Source organism: Janibacter sp. A1S7, assembly GCF_037198315.1.
GTDB classification, from domain to species: Bacteria; Actinomycetota; Actinomycetes; order Actinomycetales; family Dermatophilaceae; genus Janibacter; species Janibacter alittae.
In genome coordinates, this window is sequence record NZ_CP144913.1 from 1,617,933 (window position 1) to 1,631,997 (window position 14,065).

General features: G+C 69.8%; 12 protein-coding genes. 9 read left to right on the forward strand and 3 right to left on the reverse strand.

The window, feature by feature from the left end; translation table 11 throughout:
* Positions 1-50: 50 nt before the first annotated feature.
* On the reverse strand, positions 51-1,427 hold the full coding sequence (locus tag V1351_RS07740) for an NAD-dependent succinate-semialdehyde dehydrogenase (protein ID WP_338752307.1): 1,377 nt from the start codon (positions 1,425-1,427) through the stop codon (positions 51-53).
* A 188-nt stretch (positions 1,428-1,615) separates the two neighbouring features.
* On the opposite strand from V1351_RS07740, the gene V1351_RS07745 reads away from it, so the two are divergent.
* From V1351_RS07745 to V1351_RS07755, 3 genes are all read left to right on the forward strand, one after another.
* Complete coding sequence (locus V1351_RS07745; RefSeq protein ID WP_338752308.1) at positions 1,616-2,731, forward strand: class I SAM-dependent methyltransferase; 1,116 nt, start codon at positions 1,616-1,618, stop codon at positions 2,729-2,731.
* Between the two features lie 140 nt (positions 2,732-2,871).
* Positions 2,872-4,209 (forward strand): magnesium transporter, encoded by a 1,338-nt coding sequence (gene mgtE / locus V1351_RS07750; RefSeq protein WP_338752310.1) that lies wholly within the window; start codon positions 2,872-2,874, stop codon positions 4,207-4,209.
* A gap of 51 nt (positions 4,210-4,260) precedes the next feature.
* Complete coding sequence (locus V1351_RS07755) at positions 4,261-4,494, forward strand: superinfection immunity protein (RefSeq protein ID WP_338752312.1); 234 nt, start codon at positions 4,261-4,263, stop codon at positions 4,492-4,494.
* Positions 4,495-4,530: 36 nt separating this feature from the next.
* Here V1351_RS07755 and V1351_RS07760 read toward each other — a convergent pair whose 3' ends face one another.
* On the reverse strand, positions 4,531-6,468 hold the full coding sequence (locus tag V1351_RS07760; protein WP_338752314.1) for an acyl-CoA dehydrogenase: 1,938 nt from the start codon (positions 6,466-6,468) through the stop codon (positions 4,531-4,533).
* Between the two features lie 37 nt (positions 6,469-6,505).
* Positions 6,506-7,183, reverse strand: a complete 678-nt coding sequence (locus V1351_RS07765; protein WP_338752316.1) for a TetR/AcrR family transcriptional regulator — start codon at positions 7,181-7,183, stop codon at positions 6,506-6,508.
* Between the two features lie 121 nt (positions 7,184-7,304).
* Between V1351_RS07765 and V1351_RS07770 the strand changes: the two genes are divergently transcribed.
* From V1351_RS07770 to V1351_RS07795, 6 genes are all read left to right on the forward strand, one after another.
* Entirely contained in the window at positions 7,305-8,594 is a 1,290-nt protein-coding gene (locus V1351_RS07770) for an acetyl-CoA C-acetyltransferase (protein ID WP_338752318.1), read from the forward strand.
* A gap of 32 nt (positions 8,595-8,626) precedes the next feature.
* Complete coding sequence (locus V1351_RS07775; protein WP_338752320.1) at positions 8,627-9,964, forward strand: 3-oxoacyl-ACP reductase; 1,338 nt, start codon at positions 8,627-8,629, stop codon at positions 9,962-9,964.
* Positions 9,964-10,833, forward strand: coding sequence for a MaoC family dehydratase (locus V1351_RS07780; RefSeq protein WP_338752322.1), 870 nt, complete (start codon positions 9,964-9,966; stop codon positions 10,831-10,833). Before V1351_RS07775 ends, V1351_RS07780 begins: the two co-directional genes overlap by 1 nt.
* A 117-nt stretch (positions 10,834-10,950) precedes the next feature.
* On the forward strand, positions 10,951-11,313 hold the full coding sequence (locus V1351_RS07785) for a VOC family protein (RefSeq protein WP_338752324.1): 363 nt from the start codon (positions 10,951-10,953) through the stop codon (positions 11,311-11,313).
* A 108-nt stretch (positions 11,314-11,421) separates the two neighbouring features.
* Positions 11,422-13,443: a threonine--tRNA ligase gene (gene thrS, locus V1351_RS07790; RefSeq protein WP_338752326.1), complete on the forward strand. Its 2,022-nt coding sequence runs from the start codon at positions 11,422-11,424 to the stop codon at positions 13,441-13,443.
* Complete coding sequence (locus tag V1351_RS07795) at positions 13,443-14,003, forward strand: HIT family protein (protein WP_338752328.1); 561 nt, start codon at positions 13,443-13,445, stop codon at positions 14,001-14,003. Before thrS ends, V1351_RS07795 begins: the two co-directional genes overlap by 1 nt.
* Positions 14,004-14,065 lie beyond the last annotated feature (62 nt).

Genomic DNA, 14,065 nt, shown 5'->3' on the forward strand with positions numbered 1-14,065 from the left:
CGATGCGGATGTCCGGGGCCGTTTCAGCAGGGATCCCCCACCGGGTGCGACTACTTCGCAGCGACCCGGACCAGCTTGCGGTTGACGAACTCGTGCATGCCATCGCTGGCCAGCTCGCGACCGTAGCCGGACCGCTTGACCCCGCCGAAGGGCAGACCCGGCAGCGTCGTGCCGTGCTCGTTGACGTAGGCCATGCCGACGTCGAGCCGGTTGGCGACCTCCGCGGCCTTCTCCGGGTCATCACTCCACACCGAGCCGGACAGGCCGTACGTCGACGCATTGGCCTGTTCCAGTGCGGCGGAGACATCGGTCATCCGGTAGACCATGACCACCGGGCCGAAGAGCTCCTCGTCCCACGCGCGCATGTCCGGGGTGATGCCGGTGAGCACGGTGGGCGCGTAGAAGGCACCCGGGCCGTCCTGGGGCGCCCCGCCCGTGTGGACAGTCGCCCCCTTCGACACGGCGTCCTGCACCTGCTCGTGGAGGTCGTCACGGGCCTGCGTCGAGGACATCGGTCCCATCTGCGTCGCCTCGTCGAGCGGATCCCCGACGACCGTCTTCTCGACGTTGCGGGTCAGCGCGGCGAGGAAGTCGTCGTGGATCTCGTCGGCCACGAAGATGCGCTTGGGCGAGTTGCACGCCTGCCCGGAGTTGGACAGTCGCGCCTTCGCCGCGGTCCGGGCCATCGCCTCGACGTCGGCAGCGTCGAGCACGAGCATCGCGTCGGAGCCGCCGAGCTCGAGCACCGACTTGGTCAGGTTCTTGCCGGCGGCTTCGGCCACCGAGGCTCCGGCCGCCTCGCTGCCGGTGAGCGAGACGCCCTGCACCCGGGGGTCGGCGATGACGTCGGGGATGATCCTGCTCGGGGCGAGGAGGTTGACGAAGCCACCGTCGGGCAGCCCCGCCTGCAGCAGGATCTCCTCGATGAGCGCGTTCGAGGCGGCGCAGATGCCGGCGTGCTTGAGCAGCACGGTGTTGCCGATCATGAGGTTGGGCGCGGCGAAGCGCGCCACCTGGTAGTAGGGGTAGTTCCACGGCATGACGCCCAGGAGCACCCCGACCGGCTCCATCTGCACCATGCTGCGCAGCGCGCCCTGCGGGTCGAGCTGCTCCTCCTGCAGCATCTGCGGCCCGTGGTCGGCGTACCACCGGTAGATCGACCCGGCGAGCTGCACCTCCCCCTTCGCCTGCTTGAGCGGTTTGCCCATCTCGACGGCGATGGTGCGGGCCAGCTCCTCGGAGCGCTCGTCGTACAGGTCGGCGGTCCGTCGCAGCACGTCGGCGCGCTGCTCGGCGGGGATCTCACGCCACTGCTCGTGGGCCGCCTGGGCTCGGTCGACCGCGGCGATCGCGCCGTCCCGGTCGAGGTCGTCGAAGGTGCGCTCGACCTCTCCGGTCGTCGGGTTCTCGGTGCGATAGTTCGACATGTCGTCCTCTCGTCGTGCGTGGTCTGCAGGGGGCCTACCCGGCAAGCGCCACAACATGCACTGCCCGCGGCCGGCCGTGGGGCGTCCTGGGCGAGGGGTGGTGTGGCATCCTCTCACCGACGAGGCCGACCTGCCTCGTGCGTGCTGCCACAGTCCACCGCGGCACCGTCCGACCACCAGGGAGCCAGATGTCGATCCACTGGAGCGAGGACGGCGTGGAGCGTTCCGCCCCGTGGCACTCGGAGAACGGCATGCCCCCGCCCGTCCGGGTGGTGGTCGTCGACGACACGATCCGTGCGGATGCCGCGTACCGCCTGGCCCGGAAGGGCACCGGATTGCTCTGGCGGGGGGACTACCACAACGCCCGTCAACTGCTGAAGGCGATGGACCGACGGGTGCAGAAGGCCGCCGCGCGGAGCCGCGGTGCCGGGACGGATTTCGCCGCCCACCGCGCTGAGCGTGCCGAGCGCTCCCGCGTGCTCGGCATGCTCGTCGTCGAGCTGGCGGCCGATCACTCACTGCGGCTGCGTCGGGCCCCCGATGTGCGCGGAGCCTGTCGACTGGCCTACGGCGACCCCCCGGGCCCCGTGTGCGTTGCTCTGCAGGAGCTGCTCGGCGTGATCGGCGCACACCAGTGGTGGACGAAGGGGGTGCCCGTCCCGGCGCTCGGGGCGAGCGTCCACCCGGGGTACGGGGTCTTCTCGCCGGTGCGCGGTGAGTACGTCGACCTCGTCGCCGATGCGCCGCTCCCGAAGACGGCGCCCACGGTCTTCGACGTCGGGACGGGCACCGGGGTGCTGGCGGCAGTCCTGGCCCGCCGCGGTGCCGGCCGGGTGGTCGCCACGGACATCAGCCACCGGGCAGTGGTCGCCGCGCGCGAGACGATGACCGGGTTGGGTCTCGATGGCACCGTGGACGTCATCGAGACCGATCTCTTCCCTCCGGGACGCGCGGACCTGGTCGTGTGCAACCCGCCGTGGCTGCCGGGGGAGCCGACCTCGACGCTGGAGGTCGGGATCTATGACCCCGACTCCGACATGCTGCGCCGATTCCTCGGCGGGCTCGGCGCTCACCTCGAGCCCGGGGGCGAAGGGTGGCTGGTCCTCTCCGACGTGGCCGTGCACCTCGGCCTGCGCACCCCCGAGGAGCTCCTGACGTTGATCGCCGACGCCGGTCTGCGGGTCGCCGGCCGGGTGGACACCACGCCCCGCCACTCCCGGGCCACCGACCCCGCGGACTCTCTCCACGCCGCGCGCAGGGCGGAGGTCACGTCCCTGTGGCGGCTCGTGCCGGCCCGCACCTGAGCCGACGCCGGCTGGTCGGGGGTCGGTGGACCCATCCGGCTCCACACGCGGTCGTGCGCAGGGTGGGGCTGGTGTAGGTTCCGCGGCAGCGGTACCGGCGCCCAGTCCTCGCCGGTCAGGGGCACCAGGCAGGAGAGACCGTGACGATCGACACCGACGGGATTCGTTCACTCGTCCAGTCGCGCGACCTGGGAACCCTGGCCTCGCTCGTGCGCACGATGCCGCCCGCCCAGGTCGTCCGCGACATCGAGTCGTTGCCGATCGAGGACGCGACCGTGGTCTTCCGGCTGCTCGACAAGGACCTCGCAGTCGCCGTCTTCGACGATCTGGGCACCGTCACCCAGGCTGATCTGATCAACCGGCTCGGTCACGCCCCCCTGACCGAGGTCTTCGCCGCCCTCGACCCGGATGAGCAGGCGCGGCTGCTCGACGAGCTTCCCGCAGGTGTGGCCACCCGTCTCGTCGACTCCTTCGACGGGGACGAGCTCGACGCGACGATGGAGCTGCTCGGTTACCCGCAGGGGTCCGTCGGCCGCCAGATGTCACCCACGGCCGCGCGCGCCCGGACCGACGAGACCATCGGGGATGTCCTCGATCGTCTCTCCCGGCACACCGGAGACACCGACGTGGTGACCATGGTCCCCGTGGTCACCGCCGACCGACTGCTCCTGGGGATCCTCGACACCGTCGACCTGCTGCGCCACCCACAGGAGACGCTCGTCGCCACCGTCATGAACGACGACCCCGCGGTGGCCCGGACCGAGGATGACGCCGAGCTCGTCGCCCGACGGGTCCTGGACGTCGGACACCTGTTGTGGCCCGTCGTCGACCGTGAGCACCGTCTCGTCGGCGTCATCCCGGTCACCGATGCCGCCCGCATCGACAAGGAGGCCATGGCCGAGGACCAGGCCCGTGCCGGCGCGAGCGAGCCGCTGCGCCGCCCCTACCTGCTCACCCCCGTGCGCCGAATCGCTCGTGCCCGCATCGTGTGGCTCTTCGTGCTCGGGATCTCGGCCGTGCTCACCGTCCAGGTGCTCGAGATCTTCGAGGCGACCCTCGAGCAGCAGGTGACGCTTGCCCTCTTCATTCCGCTGCTGACCGGCATCGGTGGTAACACGGGATCCCAGGCAGCGACCACGGTGACCCGGGCCCTGGCCATGGACGAGGTGCGGATCCGCAACGTCACCCAGGTCGCCCTCAAGGAGGTCCGCACGGGTCTGTACCTCGGTCTCGTACTCGCCGTCGTCGCCTTCGTCATCGCCAGTGCCGTCTACGGCACGGGGATCGGCACCGTCATCGCCCTGACCCTCATTGCCAACTGTCCCATCGCTGCCACGGTCGGCGGGGTCATCCCGCTCGTGGCCAGGGCCGCCAAGGTCGATCCCGCGGTCTTCTCGACCCCGTTCATCTCGACGTTCTGCGACGCGAGCGGGCTGCTCATCTACTTCACCGTCGCCATCTCGGTCCTGGGCCTGTGAGCCGACGGGCACGAGGGGGCGCCCCGGGGCGTGCGGACTAGGCTGATGCCCATGGCACGCATCGTCACCGATCAGAAGACACGAGTCGTCAGCGCCCCGGTGGCGATCATCGTCGCGATCGTCACGGCGGGGTACATGCTGCCGTGGGCCATCGCAGCGGTCCGGGGGACGCGCAACGCGTGGGCCGTCTTCTGGGTCAACCTCCTGCTCGGCTGGACCGTCGTCGGCTGGATCATCGCCCTGGTCATGTCGATCCGCGAGCACCGCGTCCTCGACATCCGCTGACCGGATCCGGGTCCGGCCGGACGTCGGCCGGCCTCGCTAGAACGAGGCGAGGTCGGCCATCATCTCGGTGGTCAGCCACTCGTCCGGGATGCCGAAGGCATCGACGAGGGTGTCGGCATGGGGGCGGAGTTCCTGGCACAGCTCGTTGACCCGGGCGATGACCCCCTTCGCCTGACTGGCACTGAGGCGACCGTGCTCGAGGTACCACGCCCGGTGCTCCTCCACGGTGCTGAGCACGTGGAGGTCACAGACCTTCGCCAGCAGGTCGCGGCCCGGCCCCTGCGGGGCCTCCTCGACAGCGGTGACGAAGGCCTCGAGGACGACCCGGTCCATGTGCGCGCGGGCGGCCTCGAGCAGATGGTCCTGTGCGTCGTTGAACACCGAGAAGGACTTGCTCTCGTCGTCCCCGGCCCGTCGCAGCCGCATCGCCAGGCTCTCGGTCAGGTGGGACTCGCGATCCGCGAAGAAGGCGACCTGCCCGCCGCGGTCACGCAACGCATCGTCCCCGTCCCGGCCGGATGCGCCGGAGATGAGCCGCTGGATGAGAGACCCGCCGATCGTGTGCTCGATGACCGAGGTGGTCAGTTGCCGGGCGCCGAACAGGATGGCTCCGGAGGTGTCGAGGTCGGCGAAGTCGGCCTGGTAGTTGGTCAGCATACCCTTGGCGACCAGCTGCAGGAGGATCGTGTTGTCGCCCTCGAAGGTGGTGAAGACGTCCGTGTCCGCCTTGAGGTCGGCGAAGCGGTTGGCGCTCATGTAGCCCGCCCCGCCGCAGGCCTCGCGACAGGCCTGGATCGTGTCGGTCGCGTGCCAGGTGGTCACGGCCTTCAGGCCGGCGGCCCGCGCCTCGAGCTCGCGGTGTGCGTCCTCGCCCGTCGACTCACCGACGGTGAGGTCGTGCATCCGGGCGATGAGCGCATTCTGTGCCAGCGCGAGCGCGTAGGACCGCGCGAGTCGGGGGAGCAGCGTGCGCTGGTGCCCCAGGTAGTCGAGGATCACGACCTCGTGCTCGCCATCGGGGTAGCTGAACTGCGTCCGCCGGAGGCCGTAGCGCACGGCGACCGTCAACGCGCTGCGGGCCGCTGCCCCGGCGCCGGCGCCGACGGTGATCCGGCCGCGCACGAGGGTGCCGAGCATGGTGAAGAAGCGCCGGTTCCTGCTCTCGATGGGGGAGGTGTACGTGCCGTCGTCGTCGATGTCGCCGTACCGGTTCAGCAGGTTCTGCCGCGGCACGCGGACCCCGTCGAACATCAACCGTCCGTTGTCCACCCCGCGCAACCCCATCTTCGGGCCGCAGTCGGTGATGGTCACGCCGGGCATCGCCCGGCCCTGCTCGTCCCGGATCGGGACCAGGACGCAGTGCACGCCATGGCTCTCGCCGCCGACGACCAGCTGGGCGAAGACGGCAGCCATGCGGGCGTCCCGGGCGGCTCCGCCGATGTAGTCCTTGCGGGCAGCGGGCGAAGGGGAGTGGATGACGAGCTCGTCGGTGTCCGGGTCGTGGGTCGCGGTCGTCAGCAGCGACTGCACGTCCGATCCGTGGCCCGTCTCGGTCATCGCATAGGCACCCGGGAGATCGAGCTGCAGTGCGTCCTGCAGGTAGGCCTCGTGGTGGCGGGCGGTACCGAGGTTGGAGATCGCCCCCCCGAAGAGGCCGAACTGGACGCCGGCCTTGATCATCACCGACAGGTCGCCGTGCCCGAGCATCTCCAGCCCGGTGACCGAGCCCCCGAGGTCGCCCGTCCCGCCCTGCTCGGGTGGGACCGCGCCGAGGACGAAGTCGCTGCCCGCCAGCTCGTGGCAGGAGGCCAGCGTGCGGGCCCGGTACTCATCGAGGCCGAGCTCGAGGCCGGGTACCGCCACGGGGAAGTCGGGGTCGGCCCGCAGGCCTTGGCGTACCTCGGCCCATCGGCCGTCGAGGACGGTCCTGATCTGCTCGGCGACGGGATCCTTGGGCGAGTCGGAAGTGGCCATGGGGGCATCGTCGCAGATGTCCGCGAGGAGCTGAGGGTCAGTCGGTGGGGCGCTGCCAGGCGATGGCGATGCCCGACCAGGCGAGATCGGTCAGCTGCTCGGTCAGCTCCTCGCGGGCGACGTCGCCGGCCGACCCGGCCAGCCAGGCATCGGCGCCGGCGCGGACGAGCCCGACGAGGGACTGGCCCCACAGCCGGGCGGGGGCCGGGTCGTGGCCCCGGTCGACGAGGGCCGCCGAGATCAGCTCGCTGATCTGCCCGGCCATCTTGCCGGTGGCCGTCGCAGCGGCCTCGGCGGCGTTGCCGGACTTCCCGCTGCCGACGATCGGGGCGGAGACGATGAAGCGGTACAGCTCGGGATCGCGCTCGACCAACATCAGGTAGGCGTCGATGGCCGCCCGGATCACCGAGCGGGGGTCGACATCCAGGAGGCCGAGATCAGCCCCCTTCGCCACTCCCTGACCGAGGGCGGTGCCGATGTCACGCAGGATCAGCTCGTCCACCCGCTCGGCCACCGCCTGGTACAGGCCCTGTCGGTCGGTGAAGTGGCGGTAGAAGACCGTCTTGGAGGTTGCGGCGCCGGCGGCGAGCTCATCCATGCCGACAGCAGCGCCCCGGCTGCGGATGGTCCGGATCGCCGACTCGACCAGCTCCTTGCGGCGCTGCTGTCGGTGGACCGCCCAGCGGGCGCTGCGTCCGTCGGTGGTAGTGCTCACACTGGAGGACGGTAGCAGGTACTGCGGGTACCTGCTACCGTCCGTATCGTATAATTCGTGTGGGATTCCTCGACCACGAGCGGATCGCACAGACACCCAACTCACGACCAGGAGACCCGGAGTGGCCAACAACCAGCCCCGCCGTGCCGCTGTCCTCGGTGGCAACCGCATCCCCTTCATGCGCCAGTTCGGCCCCTACGCCGAGGCGTCCAACCAGGACATGTTCACCGCTGCCCTGGACGGGCTCGTCGCCCGGTACAACCTCGGCGGCAAGCACATCGACGAGGTTGCCGGCGGTGCCGTCATCAAGCACTCCCGCGACTACAACCTCATCCGTGAGTCGGTCCTGGGCTCAGCGCTCGCGCCGACGACATCGGCCTACGACCTCCAGCAGGCATGCGGCACGGGACTCGAGACCGCGCTCCTGGTCAGCAACAAGATCAAGCTCGGTCAGATCGAGTCCGGCATCGCCGGTGGGGTCGACACCGCATCAGACGCGCCCATCACCGTCAGCGAGAAGCTGCGTACCAAGTTGCTCAAGGTGAACCGCGCCAAGGGCACCGCCAACCAGCTCAAGGCCCTCGCCGCGATCCGCCCGACCGACCTCGGCATCTCCTTCCCCGGCAACGCGGAGCCGCGGACCGGACTCTCCATGGGCGACCACATGGCCATCACGGCCAAGAAGTGGGGGATCACCCGCGAAGCCCAGGACGAGCTGGCCGCCAAGAGCCACCAGAACATGGCCCGTGCCTACGACGAGGGGTTCAACGACGACCTCATGACCAGCTTCATGGGGCAGTCGCGTGACCAGAACCTGCGTCCCGACTCGTCGATGGAGAAGCTCGCGAAGCTCAAGCCGGTCTTCGGCAGGGGCGACGACGCGACCATGACCGCCGGCAACTCCACACCGCTGTCCGACGGCGCCTCGGCCGTCCTCCTCGGATCCGAGGAGTGGGCCGCCGAGCAGGGTCTGACGCCGCTGGCGTGGTTCGTCGACGGCCAGTCCGCTGCGGTGGACTACGTCCACGGCGCCGAGGGGCTCCTCATGGCGCCGGCCTATGCCATCCCGCGCATGCTCGAGCGCAACGGCCTGGCCCTGCAGGACTTCGACTACTACGAGATCCACGAGGCCTTCGCCTCGACCGTGCTCTCCACGCTGAAGGCCTGGGAGGACGAGGCCTGGTGCCGCGAGAAGCTCGGGCGCGACTCCGCCCTGGGCTCGATCGACCGCGACAAGCTCAACGTCAACGGCTCCTCGCTCGCCGCGGGACACCCCTTCGCCGCCACCGGAGGCCGGATCACCGCCGTGATGGCGAAGCTGCTGCACGCCAAGGGCCCGGGCAGCCGCGGCCTGATCTCCATCTGCGCCGCAGGCGGACAGGGCGTCGTGGCCATCCTCGAGGGCGCCTGAGCCCTCCCCGAAGCGAATCAAGGAGAAACCACATGGGATTCGAGTACGGCAAGTTCGTCAGCTCCGGTCTGGGCAAGCAGATCGCCAACACGCTCGGTCTGCCGCGGCCGACCACCCTGCGTCGCCACATGGCTGGTGCCCCGCTCATCAACGGTGCGGTGCTCCTCGACGGCCACGGTGACGCTCCCGTCGCCGAGGTGCTGACCCGGGCGCTGTCCGCGGCCGACGTCCAGATCGCCACATCGCCGTCGACCTCCGTCGCGGGCGTCGTCGTCGACATGACCCAGGCACAGACCCCGGCCGACCTCGAGACGCTGCGCCGCATCCTGTCGCCGGCGCTGAAGACCCTGGCCCCCACCGGTCGCGTCATCGTCATCGGCCGACCGGTCGAGGACACCGACGACGTCGCCCAGGCAGCGGCCCGGCGCGCCCTCGAGGGAGTCGTCCGCTCGGTCGGCAAGGAGATGCGCGCCGGTGGCACGGCCAACATGGTCTACGTCGCCGAGGGCGCAGAGGCCAACGCCGAGGCGACCATCCGCTTCCTCCTCTCCGGCCGCTCCGCCTACGTCTCGGCACAGGTCGTCCACGTGGGCGAGCCGGTCGCCGACGTCGTCGCGCCCGCCAGCTGGGAGGCCCCGCTGGCGGACAAGGTCGCCGTCGTCACCGGCGCCGCCCGCGGCATCGGCGCAGCCATCGCCCAGACCCTCGCCCGGGACGGTGCCACCGTCGTGTGCGTGGACATGCCTGCCGCCGGTGGCCCGCTCGCCGACGTCGCCAACAGCATCGGCGGTTCGGCCCTCCAGCTCGACGTCACCGCCGAGGACGCGGGCGCCAAGATCGTCGACCACGCACAGAGCCTGCACGGCGGATTCGACATCGTCGTGCACAACGCGGGTATCACCCGGGACAAGCTCCTCGTCAACACCGACTCCGATCGCTGGGGTTCGGTCCTCAACGTCAACCTGTTGTCCATCCTGAGGATGAACGAGACGCTTCTCCCGGCCATCAACGAGGGCGGGCACATCGTCAACATCTCCTCGATCGCCGGCATCGCCGGCAACCGGGGACAGACGAACTACGGCGCGAGCAAGGCCGGCGTCATCGGGATGACGAAGAGCCTGGCGAAGGACCCGCAGGTCGTGAGCAAGGGGGTCACCGTCAATGCCGTCGCCCCGGGCTTCATCGAGACCGAGATGACCGCGAAGGTGCCGCTGGCCACGCGTGAGGTCGGCCGACTGACCAACTCCCTGTCGCAGGGTGGCCTGCCGGTGGACGTCGCCGAGACCATCGGCTGGTTCTCCTGGGACGCCAACCGCGCCGTGACCGGCAATGTCGTGCGCGTCTGCGGCCAGATGATCCTGGGGGCCTGATGAGCCTCGAGACCCTCACGTCCGTCCCGACGCTGGGCGTGATCTACGCGAAGGCCGCCCTGCCGTCCCTTCCCGGGCCGTCCGGGTCCGCGGCACCCGGCGAGCTGCCGGACCGTTCGCTGCGCCTGACCGGCCACACCGTCGACCGGCACGACCTGCTGCAGTACGAGCGGATCTGCGGGTTCAACAACTCCGACGTGCTGCCGCACACCTACCCGCACGTCGTCGGTTTCCCGCTGCAGATGCAACTGATGTCCCACAAGGACTTCCCGCTCCCGCTGATGGGCCTGGTCCACGTGGAGAACGTCATCACGGTCCACCGTGAGGTGCGCTTCGACGAGGAGCTCGAGATCACCGTCACCGCACAGAACCTGCGCGCCCACCCCAAGGGCACGGTCGTCGACCTCGTCACCGAGGTTGACGTCGCGGGGGAGCGGGTCTGGGACGGGCGCTCGACGTACCTGGCCCGCGGCCGCGGTGACGCCGAGGCCACCCGGGGCGAGCAGCCCCCTTCGATCCCGACGGGAGCTGCTGCCGCGAAGTGGAGCCTGCCGGCCGATCTCGGTCGCACCTACGGATTCGCCTCGGGCGACATCAACCCGATCCACATGAGCGCACCCACGGCCAAGGCGATGGGTTTCCCCCGGGCCATCGCGCACGGCATGTGGACCTACGCGCGCACGCTCGCCGCCATCGGCCCGGTCACCAGCGGTCCGGGCACGAGCCACGTGTGGTTCAAGAAGCCGGTCCTGCTGCCGGGGAAGGTCGACCTGGTCATCGACAAGGACGACCGGGACGGCTCCGTCGTCGCGGGCCTGCGCAACTCACGCACGCCGGCGACGGAGCACCTGGTGCTCACCCTCTCCTGACGAACGGCTCGAAGGCCCGTGACCCCACCGGGGGCACGGGCCTTCGGCATGCCGTGCGGGCGACCGCTCGGCGCTCGGGGGGTGATGCACGTCACCACCAGGTGGGATGCTCGGGTCATGGCACACGGAGACATCACCCACATCGACATCCCGGTCGCGGACACGGACGCGGCCAGCGCGTTCTACAGCGGCCTCTTCGGCTGGCAGATCGCCGAGATCCCCGGCTACGAGGGCTACCCCATGTGGCAGGCGCCCAACGCGATCAGCGGTGGTGGCCTGGCCCCTCGCGAGGACGGCTTCACCCACCCACGCTCCTACGTCGAGGTCGACTCCATCGACGATGTCCTGGCCAAGGCCACCGCCTCCGGTGGCTCGGTCGTGATGGAGAAGTCAGTCATCTCCGAGACGAGCTGGTTCGCCGTCCTCGCCGATCCGGACGGCAACCAGCTCGGACTCTACGAGGGGGAGACCGCGACCTGATCGGCAGCGCCATCCGCGTCGAATCCGACTGGGGCAGGCGGCGGTCACGGGGATAGAGTTCGAACGTGCCGACCGGGCACCTCGATCCGTCCCACCAGGAGAACCGCCGTGCCAGCCCAGATCACCATCACAGTCGCCGGAGACGAGCGATCGGTGGCCGAGGGCACTACCGCGGCAGAGGTCTTCGCGGACGAGCGGGCAGTTCTCGTCGCCCGTGTCGGCGGGCAGTTGCGCGACCTGGCCCACGTCCTGGCCGACGGCGACGTCGTCGAGCCGGTCACGGCGCAGGACCAGGACGGTCTCGACGTGCTGCGCCACTCCTGCGCTCACGTCCTCGCGCAGGCCGTCCAGCAGGTCCACCCGGCGGCCAAGCTCGGCATCGGGCCGCCCATCCGGGACGGCTTCTACTACGACTTCGACGTCGCCGAGCCCTTCACCCCCGAGGACCTCAAGGCCCTCGAGAAGACGATGCAGAAGATCATCAACGAGGGGCAGACCTTCCACCGTCGCGAGGTCAGCGACGAGGCAGCCCTGGCGGAGCTGTCCGACGAGCCGTACAAGTGCGAGCTCATCGGTCTCAAGGGAAGCGGATCGGACGACCCCGAGTCCTACGGGGAGGGCGCGAGCGTCGAGGTCGGGGGCGACCGGCTGACGATCTACGACAACGTGCGCCGGGACGGCTCCGTCGCATGGGGCGACCTGTGCCGCGGACCGCACATTCCGAGCACGAAGCTGCTGGGCAATGCCTTCACGGTGATGCGCTCGGCCGCGGCCTACTGGCGGGGCTCGGAGAAGAACCCGCAGCTGCAGCGCATCTACGGCACCGCCTGGCCGACGAAGGCCGAGCTGAAGGAGTACCTCGACCGGCTCGCCGAGGCGGAGAAGCGTGACCACCGCAAGCTCGGGCGTGAGCTCGACCTGTACTCCTTCCCGGACGAGATCGGCTCCGGTCTGCCCGTCTTCCACCCCAGGGGCGGCGTCATCAAGCGGGAGATGGAGGACTACGTCCGCCGTCGTCACATCGAGGAGGGCTTCGAGTACGTCGGCACCCCGCACATCGCCAAGGAGGGGCTCTTCCACACCTCCGGACACCTTCCCTACTACGGCGAAGGGATGTTCCCTCCCCTCGACGTCGACGGCATGGACTACCGCCTCAAGGCGATGAACTGCCCGATGCACAACCTGATCTACCGCAGCAAGCAGCGGTCCTACCGGGAGCTGCCGCTGCGCCTCTTCGAGTTCGGGCACGTCTACCGGCACGAGAAGTCCGGTGTCATCCACGGTCTGACGCGCGTGCGCGGTTTCGCCCAGGACGACAGCCACTCCTACGTCACCAAGGAGCAGGCGCCCGACGAGATCCGCCACCTGCTCGACTTCATCCTCGGCCTGCTGCGGGACTTCGGTCTCGACGACTTCTACCTCGAGCTGTCCACGCGTGACGACGAGGGGGAGTCGAGCAGCAAGTTCATCGGCACCGACGAGGACTGGGCCGAGGCGACCGCGGTGCTCGAGCAGGTCTGCTCCGAGACCGGACTGGAGCTCGTGCCCGACCCGGGCGGCGCCGCCTACTACGGTCCCAAGGTCTCGGTGCAGGCGCGGGACGCCATCGGCCGCACCTGGCAGATGAGCACGATCCAGTACGACTTCAACCAGCCCTCACCGGACCGCTTCGCCCTCGAGTACCAGGCGGCGGACGGCTCCCGCCAGCAGCCGGTGATGATCCACTCGGCGAAGTTCGGCTCGATCGAGCGCTTCATCGGTGTCCTCGTCGAGCACTACGCCGGAGCCTTCCCGGTGTGGCTGAGCCCCGTGCAGGTCCTGGGTGTCCCCGTCGCCGAGGAGTACAACGACTACCTCTGGGGCGTGCTGTCGCAGATGCGGGCGAAGGGGATCCGCGTCGAGCTCGACGAGAGCGATGATCGCTTCCCGAAGAAGATCCGCAACGCGAGCAAGGCCAAGGTGCCCTTCACCCTCATCGCCGGCGAGGAGGACCGCGGCAACAACGCGGTCTCCTTCCGCTACCGCGACGGGTCGCAGGAGAACGGCGTGCCGATCGAGGCCGCGATCGCCACGGTGCTCGCCGCCATCGAGGGCAAGGGCCAGGTCACCTCCGCGCCGGCGACGAACTGATGACGAGCGACCACCACGAGCTTCCGGTCGAGGACGAGCGCTCCTTCGTCGGTGTCCCCGACGGCTTCGACCGCCTGTGGACACCGCACCGGATGGCGTACGTCACCGGAGAGCGCCCGAGCGAGGACGAGGGGGACGGGTGCCCCTTCTGCGTCGCTCCGGACAAGGAGGACGCGGAAGGGTTGCTCGTCCACCGTGGGCGGACGTGCTACGTCGTGATGAACCTCTTCCCGTACAACGCCGGTCACGTCCTCGTCTGCCCCTATCGGCACGTCTCCCTCTACATCGACCTCACCGACGAGGAGACGGCCGAGTTCACGGCGCTGACCAAGGCGGCGATCCGGGCCATGCAGCAGGCCTCGTCGCCGCACGGCTTCAACATCGGGATGAACCAGGGCGCGGTCGCGGGGGCAGGCGTCGCCGCCCACCTGCACCAGCACGTGATCCCGCGTTGGGGAGGAGACATGAACTTCCTGCCAATCATCGCCCAGACCAAGGCGCTGCCCATCCTCCTGGAGGACGCACGCACGGCGCTGGTCAGGGCCTGGCCGACCGACTGACCCCCGGCGCGCCCACCGGGTGGCGCGGGTCACCCGCACGCCGCATATACCCTGTCTGGCGA